General features: G+C 31.2%; 20 protein-coding genes. 19 read left to right on the forward strand and 1 reads right to left on the reverse strand.

Annotated elements, in window-relative coordinates:
- Window positions 1-11 precede the first annotated feature (11 nt).
- From H527_RS0111345 to H527_RS23145, 8 genes are all read left to right on the forward strand, one after another.
- Window positions 12-950 carry a UDP-3-O-(3-hydroxymyristoyl)glucosamine N-acyltransferase gene (locus H527_RS0111345; protein ID WP_027412831.1) on the forward strand — a complete coding sequence of 313 codons (939 nt, stop codon included), beginning with the start codon at window positions 12-14 and terminating at the stop codon, window positions 948-950.
- Window positions 951-1,186: 236 nt separating this feature from the next.
- A complete protein-coding gene (gene sucD / locus H527_RS0111350) occupies window positions 1,187-2,062 on the forward strand; it encodes a succinate--CoA ligase subunit alpha (RefSeq protein WP_027412832.1) in 876 nt (291 codons plus the stop codon).
- Window positions 2,063-2,263: 201 nt separating this feature from the next.
- The gene (locus H527_RS0111355) at window positions 2,264-5,245 is read left to right on the forward strand and encodes a M16 family metallopeptidase (RefSeq protein ID WP_027412833.1); all 2,982 of its coding nucleotides are present in this window, start codon (window positions 2,264-2,266) and stop codon (window positions 5,243-5,245) included.
- A 146-nt stretch (window positions 5,246-5,391) separates the two neighbouring features.
- Complete coding sequence (fabG, locus tag H527_RS0111360; protein WP_027412834.1) at window positions 5,392-6,138, forward strand: 3-oxoacyl-[acyl-carrier-protein] reductase; 747 nt, start codon at window positions 5,392-5,394, stop codon at window positions 6,136-6,138.
- An 89-nt stretch (window positions 6,139-6,227) separates the two neighbouring features.
- The gene (locus H527_RS0111365; RefSeq protein WP_027412835.1) at window positions 6,228-8,258 is read left to right on the forward strand and encodes a vWA domain-containing protein; all 2,031 of its coding nucleotides are present in this window, start codon (window positions 6,228-6,230) and stop codon (window positions 8,256-8,258) included.
- Window positions 8,259-8,280: 22 nt separating this feature from the next.
- Window positions 8,281-9,096, forward strand: coding sequence for a prohibitin family protein (locus H527_RS0111370; RefSeq protein WP_027412836.1), 816 nt, complete (start codon window positions 8,281-8,283; stop codon window positions 9,094-9,096).
- Window positions 9,097-9,387: 291 nt separating this feature from the next.
- A complete protein-coding gene (locus H527_RS0111375; protein WP_027412837.1) occupies window positions 9,388-10,233 on the forward strand; it encodes a sterol desaturase family protein in 846 nt (281 codons plus the stop codon).
- A gap of 163 nt (window positions 10,234-10,396) precedes the next feature.
- Window positions 10,397-13,639 carry a M14 family zinc carboxypeptidase gene (locus tag H527_RS23145; RefSeq protein WP_081414597.1) on the forward strand — a complete coding sequence of 1,081 codons (3,243 nt, stop codon included), beginning with the start codon at window positions 10,397-10,399 and terminating at the stop codon, window positions 13,637-13,639.
- A gap of 239 nt (window positions 13,640-13,878) precedes the next feature.
- On the opposite strand, the gene H527_RS0111385 is transcribed toward H527_RS23145, so the two are convergent.
- Window positions 13,879-14,088, reverse strand: coding sequence for a hypothetical protein (locus H527_RS0111385; RefSeq protein WP_155837872.1), 210 nt, complete (start codon window positions 14,086-14,088; stop codon window positions 13,879-13,881).
- A gap of 113 nt (window positions 14,089-14,201) precedes the next feature.
- Here H527_RS0111385 and H527_RS0111390 point away from each other — a divergent pair, with 113 nt between their 5' ends.
- The 11 genes from H527_RS0111390 to H527_RS0111440 all read left to right on the forward strand — a co-directional run bounded on the left by H527_RS0111390 (window position 14,202) and on the right by H527_RS0111440 (window position 25,859).
- Window positions 14,202-14,552 carry a hypothetical protein gene (locus H527_RS0111390; RefSeq protein ID WP_027412840.1) on the forward strand — a complete coding sequence of 117 codons (351 nt, stop codon included), beginning with the start codon at window positions 14,202-14,204 and terminating at the stop codon, window positions 14,550-14,552.
- A 116-nt stretch (window positions 14,553-14,668) separates the two neighbouring features.
- Window positions 14,669-15,238 (forward strand): hypothetical protein, encoded by a 570-nt coding sequence (locus tag H527_RS0111395; protein ID WP_027412841.1) that lies wholly within the window; start codon window positions 14,669-14,671, stop codon window positions 15,236-15,238.
- 107 nt (window positions 15,239-15,345) lie between these two features.
- Window positions 15,346-15,759, forward strand: coding sequence for an HYC_CC_PP family protein (locus tag H527_RS0111400; RefSeq protein ID WP_027412842.1), 414 nt, complete (start codon window positions 15,346-15,348; stop codon window positions 15,757-15,759).
- A gap of 98 nt (window positions 15,760-15,857) precedes the next feature.
- Window positions 15,858-19,655 carry an efflux RND transporter permease subunit gene (locus H527_RS0111405; protein WP_027412843.1) on the forward strand — a complete coding sequence of 1,266 codons (3,798 nt, stop codon included), beginning with the start codon at window positions 15,858-15,860 and terminating at the stop codon, window positions 19,653-19,655.
- Window positions 19,656-19,666: 11 nt separating this feature from the next.
- Complete coding sequence (locus H527_RS0111410; protein WP_035087966.1) at window positions 19,667-20,014, forward strand: four helix bundle protein; 348 nt, start codon at window positions 19,667-19,669, stop codon at window positions 20,012-20,014.
- A 1-nt stretch (window position 20,015) separates the two neighbouring features.
- A complete protein-coding gene (locus H527_RS0111415) occupies window positions 20,016-21,422 on the forward strand; it encodes a TolC family protein (RefSeq protein ID WP_081414598.1) in 1,407 nt (468 codons plus the stop codon).
- Window positions 21,423-21,448: 26 nt separating this feature from the next.
- Window positions 21,449-22,003 (forward strand): DUF3347 domain-containing protein, encoded by a 555-nt coding sequence (locus H527_RS21915; RefSeq protein ID WP_081414599.1) that lies wholly within the window; start codon window positions 21,449-21,451, stop codon window positions 22,001-22,003.
- A gap of 47 nt (window positions 22,004-22,050) precedes the next feature.
- On the forward strand, window positions 22,051-22,593 hold the full coding sequence (locus H527_RS21920) for a helix-turn-helix domain-containing protein (RefSeq protein WP_248601258.1): 543 nt from the start codon (window positions 22,051-22,053) through the stop codon (window positions 22,591-22,593).
- Between the two features lie 109 nt (window positions 22,594-22,702).
- Window positions 22,703-23,434, forward strand: coding sequence for a heavy-metal-associated domain-containing protein (locus H527_RS0111430; RefSeq protein ID WP_027412846.1), 732 nt, complete (start codon window positions 22,703-22,705; stop codon window positions 23,432-23,434).
- Window positions 23,435-23,437: 3 nt separating this feature from the next.
- On the forward strand, window positions 23,438-24,142 hold the full coding sequence (locus H527_RS0111435) for a PepSY domain-containing protein (protein ID WP_027412847.1): 705 nt from the start codon (window positions 23,438-23,440) through the stop codon (window positions 24,140-24,142).
- Between the two features lies 1 nt (window position 24,143).
- Window positions 24,144-25,859: an efflux RND transporter periplasmic adaptor subunit gene (locus tag H527_RS0111440; RefSeq protein WP_027412848.1), complete on the forward strand. Its 1,716-nt coding sequence runs from the start codon at window positions 24,144-24,146 to the stop codon at window positions 25,857-25,859.
- The last annotated feature ends 219 nt before the right edge of the window (window positions 25,860-26,078 follow it).

Consider the following 26,078-nt stretch of genomic DNA (forward strand, 5'->3'; position numbering starts at 1 on the left):
ATTTTTAGAAAATGAAATTTCCTCAGGCACATACTTTACAACAAATTGCCACTATTATTTCTTCAGAATATATAGGAGACTCTGATTTTCCAGTACTTGGTATGAATGAGATTCATGTAGTTTCTTCTGGAGATATTGTTTTTGTAGATCATCCTAAGTATTATGATAAAGCATTAGAAAGTGCTGCAACGATAATTTTGATCAATAAAAAAGTAGATTGCCCAAAAGGAAAAGCATTGCTTATTTCCGATGATCCTTTTCGGGATTTTAATAAACTTACCAAGTATTTTAAACCTTTTGAGAAAGCTAGTTCTTTAATTTCAGAAACCTCTCAAATAGGTAATAACACTATTATACAACCAGGTGTGTTTATAGGTAATAATGTAACTATTGGCAATGACTGTAAAATTCATGCCAATGTTAGTATTTACGATCATACCATTATAGGTAATAATGTAACCATACACTCCGGAACAGTCTTGGGAACAGATGCCTTTTATTATAAAAAACGACCAGAAGGATTTGATCAATTACTTTCTGGAGGTCGAGTAGTAATAGAAAACAATGTAGATATAGGGGCGTCATGTACTATAGATAAAGGTGTTACAGGAGATACTATAATAAAGGAAGGGACTAAAATAGACAATCAAGTACATATAGGTCATGATACAGTAATTGGTAAAAAATGTTTGATAGCCTCTCAAGTAGGTATTGCAGGTTGTGTTATTATTGAAGATGAAGTTACTATTTGGGGACAGGTAGGTGTAACTAGTGCTATCAAAATAGGTGCGAAAGCTATTATTTCTGCACAATCAGGAGTTAGTAAATCTTTAGAAGCTAACAAAAGTTATTTCGGAACACCTGCAGATGACTTTAGAAAAAAGTATAAAGAGATAGCTTCTATAAGACAAATCCCAGATTTAATAGAAAAATTTAAAAAGAATGAGTGATATTGTAAAAAGATTATAGTACAATCTTTTTATACTTTTATCTTATAGCACACTTTGGTAAGATGAGGGAGATTAATAATTATATATAATATCTTAAAAACTGTTATTTGGCAGTAGAAATTCTGTTATTGCAGAAATAGAAAAATAATAATAAAATTTTTTATTTTTCACTTTAACTATAGTTTTCAAAAGCTTACTTTTGAAACTCTTTTAAAAAATAAAAAAATCATAACGCAATGAGTGTTTTAGTTAATAAAGATTCAAAGATTATCGTACAAGGGTTTACAGGTAGTGAAGGTACCTTTCATGCAGGTCAGATGATAGAATATGGTACAAATGTTGTTGGTGGAGTTACTCCCGGAAAAGGAGGACAAACACATCTGGATAGACCTGTTTTTAATACTGTAGAAGATGCAGTTAAAGAAGTTGGAGCAGATACTACAATTATTTTTGTACCACCCGCTTTTGCTGCTGATGCAATTATGGAAGCTGCTGATGCAGGAATAAAAGTTATTATTACTATAACAGAAGGTATTCCTGTTGCTGATATGATTACAGCTTCAGATTATATTAAAAATAAAGATTGTAGACTTATTGGACCTAATTGTCCAGGGATTATAACTCCAGGAGAAGCTAAAGTTGGTATAATGCCTGGGTTTGTATTTAAAAAAGGAAATGTAGGTATTGTATCAAAATCAGGTACATTAACTTATGAAGCAGCAGATCAAGTTGTAAAACAAGGATTAGGAATTACAACTGCCATAGGAATTGGTGGTGATCCAATTATTGGTACTACTACAAAAGAAGCAGTAGAATTATTAGTAAATGATCCAGAAACAAAATGTGTTGTAATGATAGGAGAAATAGGTGGTCAATTAGAAGCGGATGCAGCAAAATGGATTAAAGAAAGTGGAACATCTAAACCAATTGTAGGTTTTATTGCTGGAGAAACAGCACCTGCTGGACGTACTATGGGACATGCAGGAGCAATTGTTGGAGGTAGTGAAGATACAGCTGCAGCAAAAAAAGCAATTATGCGAGAATGTGGAATCCACGTGGTAGATTCACCCGCAGAAATTGGTAAAAAAGTAGCAGAAGTACTATTAGGATAAAAAAATATTTTTATAATATTTTCCAGAACCTCTTGATTAATTTTCAAGAGGTTTTATATTTTTAAGTATTTTCTTGTTAAAAAAAACTTAAAAACTGTAATATTAATAATTACTCCCCGTATTATAGTACAAATAATAGGATACTAACTCATAATAACTAACTCAAGGTGTTAGAGTCACCAAAAATATTAAAAATAATATATGAAATTAATTAAGTCGGTTTTATTGTTTTGTATAATTACTTGTCTTAGTAATTGTAAAAAATCAACCTCAGAGACGAATGTTTCACAAGAAATTAAAGTCGAAAAACATACGGATGCTTCAGGTTTTAAGTATGAGACAGTAACTAATGATCCAACAGGTTTACGTTTATATACTTTAGAAAATGGACTAAAGGTGTATTTGGCGAAAAACGAAGAAGAACCAAAAATACAAACATATATAGCGGTTCGAGCAGGTTCAAATTATGATCCTAAAGAAGCTACAGGGCTTGCTCACTATTTAGAACATATGGTTTTTAAAGGAACAGATGAGATAGGTACTCAGGATTTTGAGAAAGAAAATGTTTTGTTAAAGCAGATATCCGATCTGTATGAGCAGCATAAAGGAGAATCCGATCCTGATAAAAAGAAAGAAATCTATAAAAAGATCGATGAAGTTTCACAAGAAGCTTCTAAAATCTCTATATCCAATGAGTATGATAAAATGATTAGTTCTCTTGGAGCTGAAGGTACAAATGCACATACTTGGTTTGAAGAAACTGTTTATAAAAATAAAATACCAACAAATGAGTTGGATAAATGGTTAAAAGTAGAAAGCGAGCGTTTTAGTCAATTAGTATTACGCCTGTTTCATACTGAATTGGAAGCTGTTTATGAAGAGTTTAATAGAGGGCAAGACAACGATGGTCGTAAAGCTTATGCAGCAATGTTAGAAGGATTATTTCCTAATCATCCTTATGGACAACAAAAAACAATAGGAACATCAGAGCACCTTAAGAACCCATCGATGGTAGCAATACATAATTATTTTGATAAATATTATGTACCTAACAATATTGCAATGGTATTAGTAGGTGACCTAGATTTTGATGAAACAATACAAAAAGTAAATAATACCTTTGGTCAGTTTGAGAAAAAAGAAGTAGTTCATCCTACATTGCCAAAAGAAAATCCAATAACTAGCCCGATTGTAAAAGAAGTTTTTGGACCAACAGCAGAATCTGTTTCTTTAGCATTTAGAACCGATGCAATAGGAACAAAAGAAGAAAAAATGCTTACGCTTGCAGATATGCTATTAGCTAATGGTAATGCAGGTTTAATCGATTTAAACTTAAATCAAAAACAAGCAGTTCAAAGTGCAGGTTGTTCTCCAACATTTTTAAATGATTATGGATATCATCAATTTTATGGATCTCCAAAAGCAAATCAAACATTAGATGAAGTAAAAGATCTACTATTATCGCAAATAGATAAACTGAAAAAAGGTGAGTTTGAAGATTGGATGATGTCTGCTGTTATTAATGATCTAAAACTTAATCAAACTAGACAATATGAGAATAATACGGCATTAGCTTCTGCATATTATAATGCTTTTATTCACCATCAAGATTGGAAAGATAAAGTAGCATATTTGGATGAACTTAAAAAGATATCAAAACAAGAATTAGTTGATTTTGCAAATTCTTTTTATAAAGATAACTACGTTGTAGTATATAAACGTAAAGGAGAAGACAAGAATATTAGTAAAGTAGAAAACCCAGGGATTACTCCTGTCGAATTAAATAGAGATAAAGAATCTAAATTTGTTCAGGACTTTAAAAAAATAGAAGCACCTGCTTTAAAACCTAAGTTTATAGATTATAAATCTGCGATTAAAGAGACTAAAACAGATAGTGGTTTACAAGTATCGTATATCGATAACCCTAATAATGATTTGTTTGACCTTAATATTATTTTTGATATGGGGCAGGATCACGATCGTAAAGCTTCCTTAGCTGCTGGATATTTAGATTATTTAGGAACAGATAAATACACACCAGAAGAATTAAAGAAAGAATTTTATAAATTAGGTATTAATTACAGTGTTAATACTGGTTCAGATAAAACTTATGTAGGTATTTCGGGATTAAAAGAAAACCTCGATGCTGGTTTAGCACTATTAGAGCATTTATGGAGTAACGCAGTCCCTAACCAAGAAACTTATGCTAAATATGTAGATCAAATAGCAAAAGGACGCCAGAATAGTAAACTACAAAAAGGAAATATTTTGTGGAGTGGATTAATGAATTACGGAATGTATGGAGATAACTCTCCTTTGCGTAACATATATACTATAGGAGAATTACAAGATATCAATCCTAAAGAATTAGTAGATAAAATTAAACAACTACGTGACTTTAAACAACGTATATTTTATTATGGAAAAAATGTAGATGCCGCGGTAGCTTCTATTAATAAAAATCATAAAATAAAAGGTGAACTATTAGACTATCCAGAAAAAACAAAATACATAGAAAAAGAAACAGGAGGAAATGTGTATTTTGTAGATTATGACATGGTACAGAGTGAAATGATATTTTTGGCAAAAGGAGCAGAATTTGATCCTAATAAAATGGCTGCTTCAAGGCTATTTAACACCTATTTTGGGAGTGGTTTATCTTCTATAGTATTTCAAGAAATAAGAGAATCAAAATCATTAGCATATTCAGCTTTTTCTGCCTATAGTACAGCACAAGAAAAAGGAGATTCTAATTATATTTATGCATACATAGGTACACAAGCAAATAAAATGCCTCAAGCAGTAGATGCTATGATGGATCTAATGACAAATATGCCAGAGGCAGAAGAGCAGTTTAATGCAGCTAAAGAAGCTACCTTAAAGAAAATTGCAGCACAACGTATCACGAAATCTAATATCTTTTGGACTTATGAAGGTTTAAAGAAAAGAGGTATTGAAAATGATAATAGAAAAGAAATGTATGAAACTATCAAGAACATGACCTTATCCGATCTTAAGTCCTTTTTTGATCAAAATATAAAAGGAGAAACATACAATGTTCTTGTAATTGGGAATAAGAAAGAAGTAGACATAAAAGCATTATCTAAGTTAGGAGAAGTTAAAGAAATGGATATCGATTATCTTTTTAATTATGAAAAGAAAAATGAAGATATAAAATTATAAGATTATATAAATTATCATTTTTTTATAAACCCTGTGAGAAATCATAGGGTTTATTGTTGATGACCTATTTGTAATTCTTATATTTGAATTTACATTTATAACACAAATTATAACAGTATATACATACAAAAATAGAAATATAAAGAATGAATCTTTTACAAGGTAAAACTGCTATTATCACAGGAGCTACTCGTGGTATTGGCAAAGGGATAGCAGAAGTTTTTGCGAAAAACGGAGCTAATATAGCTTTTACATATAGTTCATCTGTTGAGGCAGCTGAAAAATTAGAAAAAGAATTAAATACTCTAGGGATTAAAGCTAAAGGATACCAGAGTAATGCCGCAAACTATGAACAAGCTCAAGAATTAGCTCAAGATGTATTGAAAACATTTGGTAGCATTGATATATTAGTTAACAATGCAGGTATTACAAAAGATAATCTTTTAATGCGTATGAGTGAGGAAGACTTTGATAAAGTAATCGAAGTAAACTTGAAAAGCGTATTTAATATGACTAAAGCTGTTCAAAAAACAATGCTTAAACAACGAAAAGGTAGTATAATTAATATGAGCTCTGTTGTTGGGGTAAAAGGTAATGCTGGTCAAGCAAACTATGCTGCTTCAAAATCTGGAATTATTGGGTTTTCAAAATCTGTAGCCCTAGAATTAGGGTCTAGAAATATTAGAAGTAACGTGGTTGCTCCTGGTTTTATCGAAACAGAAATGACAGAGAAACTAGATGAAAAAGTAGTAGAAGGATGGCGAAATGCAATTCCTTTGAAAAGAGGAGGTACACCAGAAGATATAGCCAATACATGTTTATTCTTAGCAAGTGATTTAAGTGCTTATATTACTGGTCAGGTGCTTAATGTTGATGGAGGAATGCTAACATAAACTAAAAAAGTAAGGAGTATCGGTAAGAACTTATATATTTCATTATAGCTATATGTAATTTTCAATCTTTCGGCTTCTAGCTTTAAAATATGCAAACACAAACAATTTTACTGATTATCGCAGCTGTAGTAATTGCACTTACTATAGCTCTGTTTCAGTATGTATATAAGGCAAGAAACAAGAAAAAAAACATCTTGTTTCTTGCGCTTTTACGATTTTTAAGTCTTTTTACATTACTATTATTAATAATTAACCCTGCATTTAAACAAAATACGTATTATATAGAGAAACCAACTCTTGTTGTTGCAATTGATAATTCTTCTTCTATAAAATATTTAAATAAAGATCAGAACGTTAAGAACATCACAAGCCAAATCAGGAAAAATGAAAAATTAAACGATAGATTTAATATCGTATATTATACCTTTTCTGATAAATTAAAGGATTCAATATCTCTTACTTTTGATAAAACACAAACTAATATTTCAAAAGCATTAGACGAACTAGATCAAATTTATAAAAATACCACAGCTCCAATATTAATGATTACTGATGGTAATCAGACATATGGTAAAGATTATCAGTTTGGTAGTAGTAAATACAAGCAATCTGTATACCCTGTTATAGTAGGCGACACCATATCTATATTAGATACTAAAATAGAACAATTGAATGTAAACAGATATGCATATCTAAAAAATAAATTACCAGTAGAGACTATTCTTACCTACTCTGGTAAAGAGGATATCAATACTATATTTCAAATAAAATCAGGAACTAATATTGTTTTTTCACAACAAGTTTTATTTTCTGAACAAAAAAAATCTAATATAATTAACGTTACATTACCTGCAAATAGTGTCGGAGTTAATCAATATATGGCTATATTGACCCCTTTAGATACTGAAAAAAACACTATAAATAATACAAAAACTTTTGCAGTCGAAGTAATAGACCAAAAAACTAATGTTCTATTAATTAGTGATATTGTTCATCCAGATTTAGGTGCAATAAAGAAAAGCATAGAAAGTAATGAAAGACGTAGTGTTACGATTATTAAACCCAATGAAAAGAAAGATTTTAATGATTATCAGTTAATTGTATTGTATCAACCAAATACAAGATATAGACAGGTGTATGAAGATCTTAATGCGCAGAAAAAGAATCACTTCACGATTACCGGACCAAAAACAGATTGGGTTTTTCTTAATAAAATACAAAATAAATATACTCAAGAAATAACAAGACAAACGGAACATTATCTACCTAAATTTAATAACAACTATGGAGCATTTCTTTTAGAGGATATAGGCTTTAATAATTACCCTCCTTTATTAGGTACCTTTGGTGAGACAAGGTTAAATACAAGCCACGACCCTATATTATATAAAACTATAGGTAATATAGAAACAGATGAAGTCTTATTAACTACTATAGAACAAAATGGTATAAGAGAAGCAGTCTTATTTGGTGAAGGACTATGGAGGTGGAGAGCTCAAAATTATTTAGATACTCAAGGATTTAATGAGTTTGATGAGTTTTTCGGCAAATTAGTACAATATCTTGCATCCAATAAAAGAAAAAGTAGATTAAATACAATAGCAGAATCTTTTTATTATGGTAATGCTAATATTGCAATAAAAGCAGAATATTTTACTAAAAATTATGAGTTTGACAGAAGAGGTAGTTTAAGAATAACTCTTAAAAACAAAGAAACTGAAGCCTCTCAAACAATACCTATGTTGTTAAAAAACAATACGTACGATGTAGACTTAAGCAATCTAAAAGCAGGAAATTATGAATATACTGTCACTGTATTAGGGGAAAACATAACACGTTCAGGAGATTTTAAAATTCTTGAATACAATGTAGAACAACAATTTCTTAATGCAGATGTAACAAAATTAAAACACGTTGCCACTAATACAAAAGGGAAAGTATATTATTTAAATCAAAAAGATGCAGTAATTAAGGAACTTCTCGAAGATAAAAGATATCAAGCCATCCAGAAAAATAAGGAAAATGTAGTATCTTTATTAGATTGGAAATATCTCTTAATACTACTTATTTTATTACTTACTATAGAATGGTTTGTGCGAAAGTATAACGGACTTATTTAAAATTAAAAACTCAAAAATTATTATGGAAAAATTACCAAAAATAGGATTACCTATATTAATTCTTATTGTTATAGGAATTGTTTTTATTACTAAATCAACACTTACTATAGGTTCGGGAGAAGCTGGAGTATTATATAAAACTTTTGGAGGAGGTGTAGTAATTGATGAAGCACCATTAGGAGAAGGATTTCATTTGATTGCTCCATGGAATAAAGTAATTGTTTATGAAGTAAGACAACAAGAAGTATTTGAAAAAATGCAAGTTCTTTCTTCTAATGGATTAGAAATTAAATTAGACGCATCTGCATGGTTTCAGCCAGATTATAGTAAATTAGGATTATTGCATCAGCAAAAAGGAGAAAATTATGTGGCTAGAGTATTATTACCAACCATACGATCTGCAGCACGTAGTGTGGTAGGAAGATATACACCAGAACAATTATACTCTAGTAAAAGAGATGCAATTCAAAAAGAAATTTTTGAAGAAACACAAAAAATAGTTAAGCATGAACATATTCAACTTAATGAAATTTTAGTTCGGGATGTAACACTTCCTACTACAATTAAGGAAGCAATAGAGCGTAAATTAAGACAAGAACAAGAGTCTTTAGAATATGAATTTAGAATAGAAAAAGCTACCAAAGAAGCAGAAAGACAACGGATTGATGCAGAAGGTAAAGCAGCTGCTAATATTATCTTAAGTGCTTCATTAACAGACAAAATACTTAAAGAAAAAGGTATCGAAGCTACATTACAATTAGCTAAATCACCTAATGCGAAAGTAGTAGTTATTGGTTCTAGTAAAGATGGAATGCCATTAATTTTAGGTAACCAATAATTATTTTAGAACAATATTTAGGACTTACTTGATTTTTTAGATACTACTTTTTATTAAAATTTTAATTTTATAGACTTCACAGGTTTCAACAAACCTGTGAAGTCTTTCTGTTTTTAAAAATTAATTTTTGTAATGTATTAAGATAAGTAGCACCCTGTCAATGGATTTGATCTATATGTGATTTTAAGTGTTTTTGATATTAAAAATTTTATTTTTTGTATATTCATTCTTTACTGGATACACAAATATAAAACGAGTATCAATTATTAAAAAATAAAACACTTTGGAGAAATGGAAAGCATACTATATTATTTCGAAACAATTCCCTCTTCTCATCGTAGTATAATTTTAATAGGAGGTATTGCTTTTTTTTGGTGTATCGAGTATGCTACTCCTTTATTTGGATTTAGTTATAAAAAGTTTAAGCATGCCATACCAAATATTTTTTTTACAGTAACAACCATAATTATTAATTTTGTTTTAGCATTCATATTATTTCAAACCAGTGATTGGACCATAGCTAATTCTTTTGGAGTTTTACAATGGTTATCTCTTCCATTATGGGCTACTATATTGCTAGGAGTTGCTTTATTAGATTTAATAGGAGCTTGGTTAGCACATTATGCACAACATAAAATAAAACGGTTATGGATGTTTCACTTAATACATCATACCGATAACTATGTAGATACTACAACAGCAAATAGACATCATCCTGGAGAAAGTTTTATCAGATTTATTTTTACAACGCTAGCTGTGTTTATTGTAGGAACTCCAATAGATATAATAATGTTATATCAATCTTTATCGGTTATCTTATCGCAATTTAACCATGCTAATATTTCCTTACCCAAACAAGTAGATCGTGTAATTAGCTGGATAATAGTTTCTCCAGATATGCATAAAGTGCATCATCATCACATGTTACCATATACAGATACTAATTACGGTAATATTTTTTCTATTTGGGATAGGATTTTTAGAACCTATTCTAAATTACCTAATCAAGATTTAGTATATGGAGTAGATACATACCCAGAAGTAAATTCTAATACTACTATTCTAAAATTATTAAAACTTCCGTTTACAAAATATCGTCTACCCATAAATACAAAAGTTAATTCTAAATTTTTTTAGTGTATTAAAATCATAACCTCGAGGAAGGCGTAAACCTCCTTCTTAAACACTAGAATATACTACCTTCAAATTTAGTACCTTTATATTCAATAATTTAACCATATTTAACACAAATAAATTTAAAACCGAAATACTAACTCAATTTAAATTACTCTTAAAACCAATGAAAAAATACACAATGCTAATGCTATTAGTGCTATGCACTATAAGCATATCTCTTTTTGCACAAAAAAGCAATAAAGAACTCGCCAAGGAATACCTTCAATTAAAGGGGGAAGTTATCTTTAGTTTTACGATAGAAAACAAATCAGAACTAAGTTCTATTACCAAAGAACTTGCCATTGTAAACTTTGATAAAAAAAATAATATAGTAAAGGTAATGGCCAATACGGCTCAGTTTACATCTTTTTTAGAAAAAGAAAAAACTTTTACCCTTTCTTCAGAAGATAATATAGTAGGGTATAGGACAATGACTTCTGATTTGGGTAATAAAGCAGCTACTTTTCCTCTTACAGCGTATCCTACATATACAGATTATGTATCTATGATGAATGATTTTGCAACAAATAATCCATCTTTATGTAAGATTGAAAATATTGGCGCAACAGGAGAAGGAGACAAATCCTTATTGTTTGTGAAATTATCAGATAATGCAAATCTTAATGAGCAAGAACCAAGAGTTATGTATACCTCCTCTATGCATGGGGATGAAATAGCTGGGTATCCTATGATGCTTAATCTTATAGACTATTTATTAGGTGCTTATAAAGATACTAGCCACCCAAAACATACCGAAATTAAAAACCTTTTAGATAACAACGAAGTATGGATTAACCCTTTGGCAAACCCAGATGGCACTTTTCGAAATAGTCCCAATAACACTTCTGTAGCCAATGCTACCAGAGGTAATGCTAATAATGTGGATTTAAATAGAAATTATCCAGATCCAGATGATGGAGTACATCCAGATGGTAATTCTTACCAAACAGAAACCATTGCCTTTATGAATTTTGCAAATTCTAAACATTTTGTTTTATCCGCTAATTTTCATGGAGGAACAGAATTAATTAATTATCCGTGGGATACTTATGCAGGAGCGCATCCCGATGAAGATTATTTTTTACATATATCTAAAGAATATAGAGATCTTTGCCAAGCAAATAGTCCTTCAGGGTACTTTACTGCGCAAAATAACGGAATTACTAATGGTTATGCATGGTATGAAGTACAGGGAGGAAGACAAGATTATCAAATATACAATCAAAAAGGAAAAGAGGTTACCGTAGAGTTATCGAATGCCAAAACTCCTCCTGCTAACCAATTAGTAAACTATTGGAATTATAACAGAGAAGCTTTACTAACTTTTTTAAAACAGATAAACTATGGTATACGAGGTGTAGTAACCGATGCGGTAACCAACCAGCCAATACAAGCTAAAGTAACAGTAGTTGGGCGAGAGAGTTATGACTCATGGACTCCTACAGAGTTACCAGAAGGAGATTACTACAGACCTATTAAAGCAGGTACTTATAATATTCTTTATGAAGCAGAGTGCTACGAATCTGTTACTTTAACCGGGGTTGCTATAGCAGATTATACAGCTGTAATTAAAAATGTACAACTTATTCCAGTAGCAGGAGTTTCTCCCTCTGGACTTGTTGCATCTAGTATTGAAGCAACAACCGCAACTATACAATGGAACTCTAATTCTGCAGCTACTTATGATATACGATATCGTATTATAGGAAGTACAAGTTGGACTACGGTATCTTCAGCAACAAATACAATTAATATTACAGGGTTACTTGCTTCTACAGCTTATGAAACTCAGGTAAGAAGTAATTGTGCAAGTGGGGCAAGCTCTCCTTACAGTTCTTCAGTAAACTTTACCACTGCAGATCCTCAGGTATGTACAGGTATAAGTAGTTTTCCATATACAGAAAGTTTTGAATCAGGTATGGGACTTTGGACTAACGCAACAGGAGATGATATCGATTGGACCAGAGACTCTGGAGGAACCCCTTCTGGCACAACAGGGCCTGCGACAGGGCAAGATGGTTCTTTTTATCTGTTTACAGAGGCTTCAACTAATGTTACACCACCAGGAAGTCCAAATAAAATAGCACTTCTTAATAGCCCATGTATGGATTTAACTTCTCTTTCAGGTATATCTTTACAATTTGGTTATCATATGTATGGGGCAAATATGGGAACTATAGAAGTATTAGTAAGTACTAATAATGGAGTTAATTATACTTCGTTATGGACAAAGACTGGAGATCTAGGAAATATATGGAATCAGGCAAGTATAGATCTTACTACATATGCAGGAACTACTATCCAATTACAGTTTAAAGGGACTACAGGATCAAGTTATAGAAGTGATATGGCAATAGATAATATTAAAATACAATCTTCTGATGTAGATACCGAAGCTCCTTCAGTACCTGCTAATCTAATAACCAATGCTATAACTGCAACAAGCATAGATCTTTCTTGGAGCGCCTCTACAGATAATATTGGGGTATCTGGTTATGATATATACCAAGCAACTACTTTATTAAGTACTGTAACAACAACCAGTTATACTGTTACTGGATTAAGCCCAAATACAACATATTCTTTTTCGGTTAAAGCTAAAGATGCTGCTGGAAATATCTCTGCTTCTAGTAATACAATAAGTGCTACAACCACGAATACTTCTGTAAATTATTGTACTTCTAAAGGTACCAATGTATCTTATGAATACATAGATTATGTAGAGATAGGTGGTATCACAAATTCTACAGCTGCTAATGCTGGCTACGGTGATTTTACCAGCTTAGTGGGTACTATTGGATATGGAACAAATACAATTATTGTAAGCGCAGGTTTTGCAAATACTGCATACAGAGAGTATTGGAGTGTTTGGATAGATTATAATCAAAATGGAGTTTTTGAAACTACAGAACAAATAGTATCTAATTTATCGAATAGCAGCGATAATCAATCTTTTAATTTTGATGTTCCTTCTACTGCATTATCAGGTAATACCAGGATGAGAGTATCTATGAAATATAGTACAGCAGCAGGAGCTTGTGATACATTTACGTATGGTGAGGTAGAAGATTACACCGTTAATATCAATACAGCTTCTGTATCTAAAATAAACGAACTATCTCTGAGCCAAGATTTCAATGATTTAATATTATATCCAAACCCTGTTCATCAAGGTGTGCTATTTGTAAAAACGAAAATGAAAAGTAATACATCGTTCAAAATTGTTAATTATTTAGGTCAAGTAGTTTTACAGGACAAATTATCTGAAGATAATATTAATGTAGGACACTTACCTAATGGAATGTACATGTTAGAAGTAGATAATGGTAAACAGGTACAAATTAAAAGATTTATTATAACAAAATAAATTTAGGTCTTTATAATACTTACTATCTATAAATAGGCGAAGTCAAGAAAATCAAAAATATTGATTCTCTTGACTTCGCCTATTCATAGTAATTCAAATTACCGCCTAATAAGTATATAAAAGGCGTATCATTAGTGTTTGTTTAGGTTACCATAAGAAATAAAATTTCAAATAGTTTTTTTATTAAAAAAACTGTAATAGATTAATCTACTCCTAAATCTTTTATACTACCAAAGAAATTATTTGTCTTTCAAATCAATAATATCTCTTATTTCTACACCCATATAATCTGCAATTTTTTGTAGTCTCTCAAAATCTTTTACCAAATCTTTTCGCTTTACTACATAATCTCCTGCCTGAGGACTAACTCCAAGAACCTTAGATATACCATATACCGTTTTTGCTCCTTTACTTTTTTTAAGGAGCCTTTTTAGTTTCTTATTTACCATAAAACAAACATACATATAATATTTGATTATTAAAATAAATTTTTATTAAAAATATATTTGATTATTAAAAATATGTTTGTATATTCGATCCATACAAAATCAAATCATCCACTATGAAACTTTTATTTGCAACAGTAGTATTTTTTGTGTTTTTTGGAAGTGCTGCTACTTTTAAAACAGAACCTGTATCTTTTGATGAAAAGAAAAAGACAGAAAAGAAAAAAGAAGAAGTGAATACAGTACAAAAGAGAAATGTTCACTCCATTAAAAAATGGAAAATGACAATTGAATATGCTAATGGTAATATTATTTCTAAAACCATAGTAGTTAGTAAAAACTCTAACCTAAGTGCTTTAGAAACAGCTTTTAAAGAAGCAGATAAATATTTAGAGAATAGAAAAAACGTAAAAGAATACAGTATATCCCCATTAAGTGACACTTATGTTTTACTAGCAGGAGATTAAGAAGTATAAAAAAGCCATGAACAATAACCTACTATTTATAAAAAAGACCGTTTTGAACGGTCTTTTTTTATTACAAATAAGAGATAATTATAAAAAACAGTATATATTTAGTCCCTATGAAAAATATCTACTTACTTATATTCCTATTAGGAAACGTTACATTTTCTTTTTCTCAAACAGAGAGTGAAGCAAAACAGTTTTGGAACTCTTTACAAAATTTATGTGGAAAATCTTATGAAGGTAAGCTGGAATTACCCGTTAATGATAAACAATTTGGAGAAAAACGTTTAGTAATGAACGTAAAATATTGCAATGAAAGCACCATTAAAATACCATTTTTTGTTGGGGATGATAAATCTAGAACTTGGGTGCTAACGTATAAAGATAACCGTATAAGTTTAAAACACGACCATAGGCATAAAGATGGTTCTGAGGATGAAATTACCCAATATGGTGGTGTCTCAACTAATTCTGGGCAAAAAAATATACAAATTTTTCCAGCAGACGAAGAAACAAAAATAAGGATACCATCTGCTTCTACTAATGTTTGGTGGATAACTATAGACGATAAAACATTCTCATATAATTTACAACGAATAGGAACACAACGAATATTTAAAGTGGTTATGGATCTTACAAAACCAATAGAAAATTCGGATATACCTTGGGGATGGAAAGAGAAATAACCGTAGTCAAAATCTTCAAAATAAATAACCTATATAATTTAAAATAAAAATTAAACTTCTGTTAAACAAAACGTAGTATATCTATTTTTTGTAAATTTGTTTTGTATATGAAAAGTGTTATTCACAAAATATGGTCTGTTATAATGGCGTTGGTAGTGGTATTCTCTACCATGTCATTTACTTTAGATATGCATTATTGTGGTAACACTTTAGTAGATGTAGCGGTATTTAAAAAAGCAAAATCTTGTGGAATGGAGAATTCTGTTTCTAAATCAAGTTCTTGCGATATAATTAAAAAAAGTTGTTGCACCGATAAGCAGGTTAGTATAGAAGGTCAAGATGAATTAAAAATTTCACTAGACAAAATTACTTTACAACAACAAATTTTTATAACTTCTTATTATTTTTCTTTTATAAATCCTTTTATAGATTTAGAAGATAACATCTTTTCTTTTGTAGAATTTCCTCCTCCGTTTTTTGTCAGAAATATATATGCAGTAAACGAATCCTTTCTTATTTGATTTATTATTTAATTTTTAGACCCATGATCATTGGGTAAAAGTTGTTGTTAGTAGCCTAAGAACACTTATTTTCTAAAATATTTAATAATCAGATTCATATGCTAAATAGAAGCATTAAATTTCTTATAGAAAACAAACTTGTAGCGTTTTTGATACTTATCCTTTTTATAGGATGGGGGATTGTAAACGCACCATTTGATTGGAAAACAGGAATATTGCCGAGTAACCCTGTAGCTGTAGATGCTATTCCTGATATAGGCGAAAATCAACAAATTGTTTTTACCAAATGGCAAGGGAAATCGCCGCAAGATATTGAAAATCAAATAACCTATCCTTTAACAACAGCACTTTTAGGTATGCCAGGTGTTAAAACGATTAGAAGCTCTTCCATGTTTGGGTTTTCTAGTATTTATATCATTTTTGAAGAAGATATAGAGTTTTACTGGAGTCGAAGTCGTATTCTTGAAAAATTAAACTCTTTACCAAACGGGGTTTTACCAAACAATGTAACTCCAGCATTAGGACCAGATGCTACTGCATTAGGTCAAATTTTTTGGTATACTCTAGAAGGAAGAGACAAAGATAGAAATGTTACAGGAGGGTGGGATTTACAAGAATTACGTAGCATACAAGATTATTACGTTAAATATTCATTATCCTCGTCAAAAGGTGTTTCAGAAGTAGCATCTATAGGTGGTTATGTGCAAGAATATCAAGTAGATGTAGATCCTGAAAAAATGCGACAATACAATGTATCTCTTGGACAAGTTGTAAAAGCAGTTAAAGAAAGTAATCAAGATATTGGGGCGCAGACATTAGAAATCAATCAAGCAGAATATTTAGTACGAGGATTAGGATATATAAAATCTGTAGCAGATATTGAAAACGCTGTAGTAACTTCCAAAAATTTTACTTCCTTACGTATTAAGGATATCGCTATAGTTACATTGGGACCTGCCGCCAGGAGAGGTATTCTGGACAAAGAAGGAGCCGAAGTTGTTGGGGGAGTGGTTGTAGCTCGTTATGGTGCAAACCCTATGGAAGTCATTACAAATGTGAAGGCAAAAATAGAAGAACTTAAAGATGGACTACCATCAAAAGTATTAGTAGACGGGCGTACTTCTCAACTTACTATAATACCGTTTTATGATCGTACAGAGCTTATTGAAGAAACCCTAGATACACTCAATGAAGCGCTTACTTTAGAAATCCTGATTACTATTTTAGTAATTATCATAATGGTATTTAATCTTAGAGCATCTATTTTAATTTCGGGCTTATTACCAGTTGCCGTATTAATGGTTTTTATAGCTATGAAGTTATTTAATGTAGATGCAAATATTGTTGCACTTTCGGGTATAGCTATTGCTATTGGTACAATGGTTGATGTAGGTGTTATCCTAGCCGAAAATATGATACGACATCTGGACGATGAAAAATTACGTCTCAACCAGAGTGGAGAACCTTATTCTACTAATGAAATTATCTACAATGCAACCGCCGAAGTTTCTGGTGCTATATTAACTGCCGTATTAACAACCATTATTAGTTTTGTTCCGGTATTTACAATGATAGGAGCAGAAGGCAAGTTGTTTAGACCCTTGGCATTTACAAAAACGATGGCACTTTCGGCATCACTAATTATTGCTTTATTTTTAATCCCACCATTTGCAGCCTACTTATTTAAAAAAACACAAATAAAAGCGCTTTCAAAATATATATTGAATGTGATTTTAATTCTATCAGGAATTGTTGCAATTTTTTATGGATATTGGTTAGGATCTATTCTTGTCGCTTTCGGGATTACAGGAATCTTATTTGTAAAACGAGAAGGCAAAGCATACGACTTATCTGTTTTTGCTTTTCACTTTAAAGGGAATCAAAACATAATAAATATTATTATTTCTTCCATCGCCATTATATTTTTGCTTGCCCAATATTGGCGACCTCTTGGCTTTGATAGAAGTATTGCCATCAATCTTATTTTTGTATCGATTATATGCTTTGGGATTTTAGGAATATTTACCATTTTCAGAAGATTTTATGAACGTATTTTACAATGGGCGCTGGCAAATAAACTGTTGTTTATCCTAATTCCGTTAACTGTGCTTATTTGTGGAGGTCTTATTTACAAAAACACAGGAAAAGAATTTATGCCATCTCTTAATGAAGGTTCGTTTCTTTTAATGCCTACATCGCTCCCTCATGCTGGTGTTCAAGAAAATAAACGCGTGCTGCAACAATTAGATATGGCAGTGGCAACGATTCCTGAAATTGAAACTGTAGTAGGGAAATCAGGAAGAACAGAATCAGCATTAGATCCGGCACCGCTATCGATGTACGAAAATATGATTCAGTATAAACCTGAGTATATGCACAATACCAAAGGTAAAAAACAACGGTATAAAGTAAATGAAGATGGGCTTTTTGTGAATACAGATGGAAAACTTACTAATAATCCAAATAACAATGCCTTTTCAAAAAATAAGAATTATGAAGCTTCAAAACTAAGAGACCCGTTTCATATCCATAGAGAGCAATTAATTGAAGATAGAAATGGAGATTACTACAGAAACTGGCGACCAGAAATAAAAAATCCTGAGGATATCTGGGATGAAATCGTAAAAGTTACAAAACTTCCTGGGGTTACATCAGCACCAAAATTACAGCCTATCGAAACCAGACTGGTAATGCTTCAAACAGGGATGCGCGCTCCAATGGGGATTAAAGTAAAAGGGCAGGATTTAAAGCAAATTGAAGCTTTTGGACTGCAATTAGAATCCATACTAAAACAAGCAGAAGGCGTTAAAGAACAAGCCGTTTTTGCAGATCGTATTGTTGGCAAACCTTATTTGTTGATGGATATCAATAGAGAGCAATTGGCAAGATACGGTATCTCGATTATAGATGTTCAGGAAGTATTAGAGATAGCAGTAGGAGGTATGCCACTCACACAAACGGTTGAAGGAAGGGAGCGTTATGATGTGCGTGTACGTTACCCGAGAGAGTTACGAGGGAATCCAGAAGACTTAAAGAAAATCTATATCCCTGTAGAAAAAGGTAGTCCCGTTCCGCTAGGCGAATTAGTAGATATTCGATATGAACAAGGAGCACAAGTCATAAAAAGCGAAGATACTTTTTTAGTTGGCTATGTGCTTTTTGATAAGCTAGACGGTTTTGCCGAGGTAAATGTAGTCGAAAATGCTCAGGAATTAATCCAACAGAAAATCAAAACAGGAGAACTACGTGTACCAAAAGGTATTAGCTATCAATTTACTGGTACTTATGAAAATCAGATAAGAGCAGAAAAAACACTTTCTGTTGTAGTACCTCTGGCGCTGGCTATTATTTTCTTGATTTTGTATTTTCAATTTAAATCGGTTTCTACATCCCTGATGGTATTTACAGGAATCGCGGTAGCCTTTGCAGGGGGATTTATTATGATTTGGTTATATGGACAAGATTGGTTCTTCAATTTTAACTTGTTTGGCGAGAATATGCGGGATTTGTTTCATATGAAAACAATAAATCTAAGTGTAGCAGTCTGGGTAGGTTTTATAGCATTATTTGGTATTGCTACAGATGATGGAGTGGTGATGGCAACATACCTTACTCAATCTTTTAATCTTGAAAAACCTGCTAACAAAAAAGATATCAGGCATGTAGCTCTTGAAGCGGCAAGTAAAAGAATCCGACCTTGTTTAATGACAACAGTAACCACAATTTTAGCGCTCCTGCCAGTACTAACATCTACCGGAAAAGGAAGTGATATTATGATACCTATGGCTATACCAATTTTTGGAGGAATGGTGATAGATATTACCTCTTATTTTATTGTCCCCGTACTTTATAGTTGGAGAGAAGAGTTTAAGTTGAAAGTGAAAAGTGTAGAGTGAAAAATTGAATTATGCCAGAAAGTATTTTAAAACTTAAAAGTTATCCATTTGCTATACAAATCGTTAAAGTTTTTCAATCTCTTATTGGAGAGAAAAAAGAATATGTAATGAGTAAGCAATTAATACGAAGTGGAACCGCAATAGGTACTTTAATTAGAGAAGCTGAATTTGCGCAAAGTAAAAAAGACTTTATTAATAAAATGAGTGTTTCTTTAAAAGAGGCTAATGAAACACTGTATTGGATTGATTTATTAAAGGATACAGATTATATCGATTTGAAGAATCTAATGACATCAGACTGCAAAGAATTAATAGCAATGCTAGTAAGTTCAATCAAAACTACAAAATCAAGATTGTAATATGAAAGGGATTATAAATAATACAGAAAAACTAAAAGAAAAAGAAACGGTACAAATTACAATTTCTATTCTCTCATTTATTATAAATAAACTAAAAGGTACTTTTTATTTAAAAAGTATTTTTAACTCTTCTCTTTTTACTATTCGTGTTTCATTTTCCGCTTATAACTATTCACTTATATCTTTTCACTACAAAAAAGCATTAACCTTCATTTTTCTATTATTCTTTTTTCATTTTTCCTATGCCCAACAATTAGAATCCTATATTAAAGAGGCAGAACAAAACAACCCTCAAATACAAGCTTTTGAATTGCGGTATGCTATTGCTAATGAAAAAACTAATGAAGTAAGTAATATACCCAATACCCAGTTTAGTGCAGGTTATTTTGTGAGTGAACCCGAAACACGAACAGGAGCACAACGAGCAAAGTTTTCTGTGCAACAAATGCTACCATGGTTTGGAACCATTACTGCAAGAAAAAATTATGTAACAAGTATTGCAGAAACAGAATATGTAGATATTACTATTCTTAAGCGAAAATTAGCCCTTTCGGTTTCTACCTCTTTTTACCAATTGTTTTCTTTGTATAAAAAACAAAAAATACTAGAAGATAATATAGGGCTTTTAAAAACTTATGAAAAATTGGCATTAACATCTGTTGAAGTAGGAAAAGCCTCTGCTGTAGATGTATTAAAATTACAAATACGGCAAAATGAATTGAAACAAAAAAAGGAAATTTTAGAACAAGAATACCTTTCAGAAGTAGCAGTATTTAATAGCTTTTTAAATCGAAAATCTAATCTAGAGATAGTATTACCAACAGAAATGAATTTGCCAGTAACAAATTTTAGAATTGATGAGGAAGATCTATCTCTTAATCCAGAATTACTTAAATATGATAAATTGTATGAAAGCATACAACAATCTGAACTACTTAATCAAAAAGAAAGAGCCCCGCAAATAGGATTTGGATTAGATTATGTTCCTGTATCTCAAAGATCAGATGTTATGATGAGCGATAATGGTAAAGATATCATCATGCCAATGGTATTTGTTTCGATACCTGTATTTAACAAAAAATATAATTCTAAAACTCGCCAAAATGAGCTCCGTCAACAAGAAATTGAAGCAGAAAAAAACGAAAAACATAACCAATTAAAAGTACTTTTAGCTAAAGCGATATCTACTATGAACATAGCTAAGATTCAATTTAAAACCCAGCAAGAAAATTTAATACAAACTAAGAATGCAGAACAAATTTTAATAAAGAATTATGAAACAGGAACGGTTAATTTTAATGATATTTTAGATATTCAGGAATTACAACTTAAATTTAAAACCCAACAAATAGAGAGTATACAGTTATTTTATATACAAGCGGCAATACATAATTATTTAACAAATTAAAAAACTAAATATTAAACACCAAAACAATGAAAAACTTTAGAATACACTTAAAAATAATAGTAGTAGTATTTGTTACCATGACTATAATTTCATGTAAAGAAAACAATAACAAAGTTGAAGAAAAAAAATCTTCAGAAGTTACTCTTAAAAAAGAAGAATCTAACACCAATAAAAATAGCGCAATAACGGCTGAATTTAGAAACTCTAAAGCAACCGAGGCTTTTAAACATTATATAGATATTAAAACCGCTTTGGTAAAAAGTGATTCTAAAAAAGCAAAAAAATCGGCAGAAGAATTAGTTAAAGTATTACCTAGTATTGCTCTTAAAAAAGCTGCAGAAATAATAATTAATACAGATAATATTGAAGATCAACGAAAAGCTTTTTCTACAGTATCTTTATTAATAGAAACCATAGTAAAAGAAACCATGACCACTGGCGAAATATACAAACAACATTGTCCTATGGCATTTGATAACAAAGGGGCATATTGGTTATCTAAAGAAAAAGAAATCAGAAACCCATATTTTGGAGATCGTATGTTAAAATGCGGATCGGTTACAGAGACTATAAAAAAGTGAAAAGTATTTTTATAAAAAATATGGTCTGTGATAGATGCAAAAACGTATTGCAACAGGAATTTCGGCATGCTGAAATTCCTGTTAAAACAGTAAAGCTAGACGAGATTGTTTTTGATGAAACACAAACCAAAAATTATAAAATACTACAAGAAATCGTTACCCGTAATGGTTTCGAAATCATAAATAGCGAGTCCACTATTCTTGTAGAGCAAGTAAAATCGTATTTAATAAATGAATTATCTAAGAATAGTAAATCCAATTCAAAACATATAAATAAAGAATACTCCACTATAAGTAAGTTATTTAGTAACAGCCAAGATATTACTATCGAGAAGTATTATATTCTTCTTAAAATAGAAAAAGCTAAAGAACTGGTACAAATGGGGAATTTAAGTTTTTCGGATATTGCCTATTCCTTAGATTATAAAAGTGGAAGTCATTTAGCAAAGCAGTTTAAATCCATTACAGGAATGTCTATGAGTGACTATAAAAAAAATACGATTATGGGATCGACAATCTCTGGACAAAATTATATAAATACAAACCAATATTGTAAAAACAAAAATGTAAGGAATACTCTAGTTTTGTAATCCATAATCTCGGAGCAAGCTCAAGAGGTATACTTCCGAAAATATATTTTGTTTTCGATGTAAGCCTCGGAAAATTAAATTCCACAATGTGGGTTAAAAATATAAAATTATGAGACAGACATATATAATATCAGGAATGACATGCAATGGTTGCAAAGATAGTGTTGAAAAAAAATTAAGCGCTATAAAAGGAGTTACAAACGTATTGGTGGATTTAGAAAAAGCAGAGGCATCTTTGGATCTACAATCACCTGTTTCTTTATCGCAATTACAGCAATCTTTACCAGATAAATATGTAATTTCAGAAAAGAAAAACATTTTTGATACGTCTGTTCTAGATAAAAAATCTATAACACCACAAAAAACTAAAATACAAGAATTACAACCATTATTTATCATATTTGGATATATAACAATTACCAGTGTTTTATTAAATTATAGGGATTGGAATATAAACGATGCAATGTTAGACTTTATGGGGTTGTTTTATATAGTATTCAGCTTTTTTAAGATTTTAGACCTTAAAGGATTTCCCGATTCGTTTAGAATGTATGACCCTTTAGCAAAGGTAATCCCTCTATATGGTTGGATATATCCTTTTTTAGAAATAGCTCTAGGTTTGCTCTTTTTAATGAGATTTCAGATAATTACAGCACTTATAGCCACTATAATTATTCTTGGGATCACTACTATTGGTGTTACAAAAACATTAATGGATAAAAAATCAATACAATGTGCCTGTCTGGGTACGGCACTTAAGTTACCAATGACGCAGGCTACCTTTATAGAAAATACCATAATGATTATTATGGCAATTACTATGTTAACGCAACTTTTTTAAAAAATGGTAAAAAGACAGACAGCAATACGTATAAGAAAAACACATCGATATTTAGGACTTTTTTTAGGGATTCAATTTTTAATGTGGACAATTAGTGGCTTGTATTTTAGTTGGACAGACATTGATGAGATTCATGGAGACCAATTTAAAAAGGAAAATGTATCTACTATATCGTCTAAAAATCTAATAAGTCCAGCATTATTAGATTTAGATAGTCCTATACAATCCTTACAGCTACAGGAAATAGCAGATAATCCGTATTATTTGGTAAATAAAGAACAGCTTTTTGATGCCAGAACGGGGAAACCTAAAAATGAGATCACAAAGGCTGAAGCTTTAAAAATAGCAGAAAAAAATATGCTGCCTGAACTAGAAGTAAAAAGCATAGAAAAAATAAATGAAGTTGGCAAACATCATGAATACAGAGGAAGACCACTACCTGCTTATGTAGTATCCTATACACATCCAGATGCTGTAAAAGCATATATATCTATAACAGACGGAGCTTTTCAGCGGGTACGCCATCGATCTTGGCGATGGTTTGACTTTTTATGGATGACGCACACTATGGATTATGAAGGAAGAGATAATTTTAATACAACCGTTCTAAGGTTATTTTCTCTATTAGGGTTAATAACTGTTTTAAGTGGATTTACATTATGGTTTGTATCCTCTCCAACCCTTAGAAAAATTAAGAAAAGAAAATAATATGAATAAAAATGGTATTTATATAGGAATAGCCCTTATTATAGGGCTGTTAGCAGGATATTTTATTTTCGGAACCAATAATGCTTCTGTACAACAAGAAAAACAAAACCATCCACAAGAAGAAATTACTAAGGTAATGTGGACCTGCTCTATGCATCCTCAAATTATGCAGGAAGAACCAGGAGATTGCCCTATTTGTGGTATGGATTTGATCCCAGCAGAAACTAGTGCTGAAGGTCTGGCTGCAGATCAGTTTAAAATGACCGAGAATGCCATGGCTTTGGCAAACATACAAACCACAATAGTAGGGGAGAACCAAAGCGATAGCCAAAATATAATTACACTTTCTGGAAAAATTAATGAAAACGAAGAAAAAAATGCAATACAGGCAAGTTATTTTAATGGTAGAATAGAAAAATTAAGTATTAATTATAAAGGGCAGGAAGTAAAAAAAGGACAAAAATTAGCTACTATATATTCTCCAGACCTTATAGCGGCACAACAAGAATTAATTACGGCTTCTTCTTTAAAAGAATCGCAACCACAATTATACAGAGCCGTTCGAAATAAGTTAAAATTATGGAAACTATCTGAAAAACAAATAAAAGCAATAGAATCTTCTAGCAGAATTCAGGAAAAATTTCCTGTATACGCTACAGTTTCTGGTACCGTTGCCGAGGTTATGAGTGCAGAAGGAGATTATATAAAACAAGGACAGCCTATATTAAAAGTAAGTAACCTTACCACAGTGTGGGCAGAATTTGATGGGTATGAAAACCAAATATCGCAATTAAAAAAAGGGCAAAAAATTACCATTTCTACCAATGCTTATCCTAATAAACAAATCGAAACCACGATTTCGTTTATAGACCCTATTCTAAATACAAACTCCAGAACCACTACTATAAGAGCCGTGCTTAATAATAAAGATCAGATGTTTAAACCAGGAATGTTTGTAGTCGGCAAAGTTACTCGAACAGAAACAACAACAAAAAATATCATAGTCCCATCCAGTGCAGTATTGTGGACAGGTAAACGATCTGTTGTATATGTAAAAACCGATCCTAATACACCTATTTTTGAAATGAGAGAAGTAGTGTTGGAGAATACTACAGGAGATACCTATACCATACTTAATGGACTTAATAATGGGGACGAAATAGTAACCAATGGAGTTTTTACCGTAGATGCGGCAGCGCAACTGCAAGGTAAAAAATCAATGATGAACAAAAAAGGAGAGGACATAGTGAAAAGGCATGAAAATCATGTAGATATAACAGTATCCAAATCTTTTCAACAAGAGTTTTTGCCCGCACTTGTACCGTATTTAAAAATGAAAGATGCATTAATACAATCTGATAATAAACAGGTTACTGTTTTTGCAAAAACAATGCTTGCAATACTTAAAAAGAGTAACGCTTCAGATTTAGGTAAGATGGAAAAAGAGCTTTTTATAAAAAGCTGGGATATGTTAGAAAATATAACAAAAAAGGAAGCGTTGGAAGATCAAAGAGCCTATTTCGTTACCCTTAATGAAAATATAGTAAAACTCATCTCTGGATTTAATAACTTAGAAACAACTTTTTATATACAAAAATGCCCAATGGCAAATACCAATAAAGGCGCAGTTTGGATAAGTACCGAAAAAGAAATACGCAACCCATATTTTGGCGAAGCTATGCTAACCTGCGGTAGTGTAATCGATACAATTAATTAGAAAGGGTAGTAGTGTAATACACAAATATGTGTTTACATCAAACAAATGACCACGTACAGTACATAAATAGGCATTTAACATCAAGCAAAAGAGTATTGTTTATTAAAGTGCGTCTCTTTTTGTCATTCCGTTGCAAAACGGAATCCATTAACAATACTAGGTAGTATTTGTTAAAGTACACAATTACATGTAATTGGATTAACAAACAATTTGACATCT

Origin of the sequence: Aquimarina muelleri DSM 19832 (assembly GCF_000430665.1) — a bacterium.
GTDB lineage: Bacteria > Bacteroidota > Bacteroidia > Flavobacteriales > Flavobacteriaceae > Aquimarina > Aquimarina muelleri.

Coding starts and splice junctions, on each gene's coding strand:
- H527_RS0111345 (WP_027412831.1), top strand. CDS start 12: ATGAAATTTCCTCAGGCACATACTTTACAACAAATTGCCACTATTATT.
- sucD (WP_027412832.1), top strand. CDS start 1,187: ATGAGTGTTTTAGTTAATAAAGATTCAAAGATTATCGTACAAGGGTTT.
- H527_RS0111355 (WP_027412833.1), top strand. CDS start 2,264: ATGAAATTAATTAAGTCGGTTTTATTGTTTTGTATAATTACTTGTCTT.
- fabG (WP_027412834.1), top strand. CDS start 5,392: ATGAATCTTTTACAAGGTAAAACTGCTATTATCACAGGAGCTACTCGT.
- H527_RS0111365 (WP_027412835.1), top strand. CDS start 6,228: ATGCAAACACAAACAATTTTACTGATTATCGCAGCTGTAGTAATTGCA.
- H527_RS0111370 (WP_027412836.1), top strand. CDS start 8,281: ATGGAAAAATTACCAAAAATAGGATTACCTATATTAATTCTTATTGTT.
- H527_RS0111375 (WP_027412837.1), top strand. CDS start 9,388: ATGGAAAGCATACTATATTATTTCGAAACAATTCCCTCTTCTCATCGT.
- H527_RS23145 (WP_081414597.1), top strand. CDS start 10,397: ATGAAAAAATACACAATGCTAATGCTATTAGTGCTATGCACTATAAGC.
- H527_RS0111385 (WP_155837872.1), bottom strand. CDS start 14,088: ATGGTAAATAAGAAACTAAAAAGGCTCCTTAAAAAAAGTAAAGGAGCA.
- H527_RS0111390 (WP_027412840.1), top strand. CDS start 14,202: ATGAAACTTTTATTTGCAACAGTAGTATTTTTTGTGTTTTTTGGAAGT.
- H527_RS0111395 (WP_027412841.1), top strand. CDS start 14,669: ATGAAAAATATCTACTTACTTATATTCCTATTAGGAAACGTTACATTT.
- H527_RS0111400 (WP_027412842.1), top strand. CDS start 15,346: ATGAAAAGTGTTATTCACAAAATATGGTCTGTTATAATGGCGTTGGTA.
- H527_RS0111405 (WP_027412843.1), top strand. CDS start 15,858: ATGCTAAATAGAAGCATTAAATTTCTTATAGAAAACAAACTTGTAGCG.
- H527_RS0111410 (WP_035087966.1), top strand. CDS start 19,667: ATGCCAGAAAGTATTTTAAAACTTAAAAGTTATCCATTTGCTATACAA.
- H527_RS0111415 (WP_081414598.1), top strand. CDS start 20,016: ATGAAAGGGATTATAAATAATACAGAAAAACTAAAAGAAAAAGAAACG.
- H527_RS21915 (WP_081414599.1), top strand. CDS start 21,449: ATGAAAAACTTTAGAATACACTTAAAAATAATAGTAGTAGTATTTGTT.
- H527_RS0111430 (WP_027412846.1), top strand. CDS start 22,703: ATGAGACAGACATATATAATATCAGGAATGACATGCAATGGTTGCAAA.
- H527_RS0111435 (WP_027412847.1), top strand. CDS start 23,438: ATGGTAAAAAGACAGACAGCAATACGTATAAGAAAAACACATCGATAT.
- H527_RS0111440 (WP_027412848.1), top strand. CDS start 24,144: ATGAATAAAAATGGTATTTATATAGGAATAGCCCTTATTATAGGGCTG.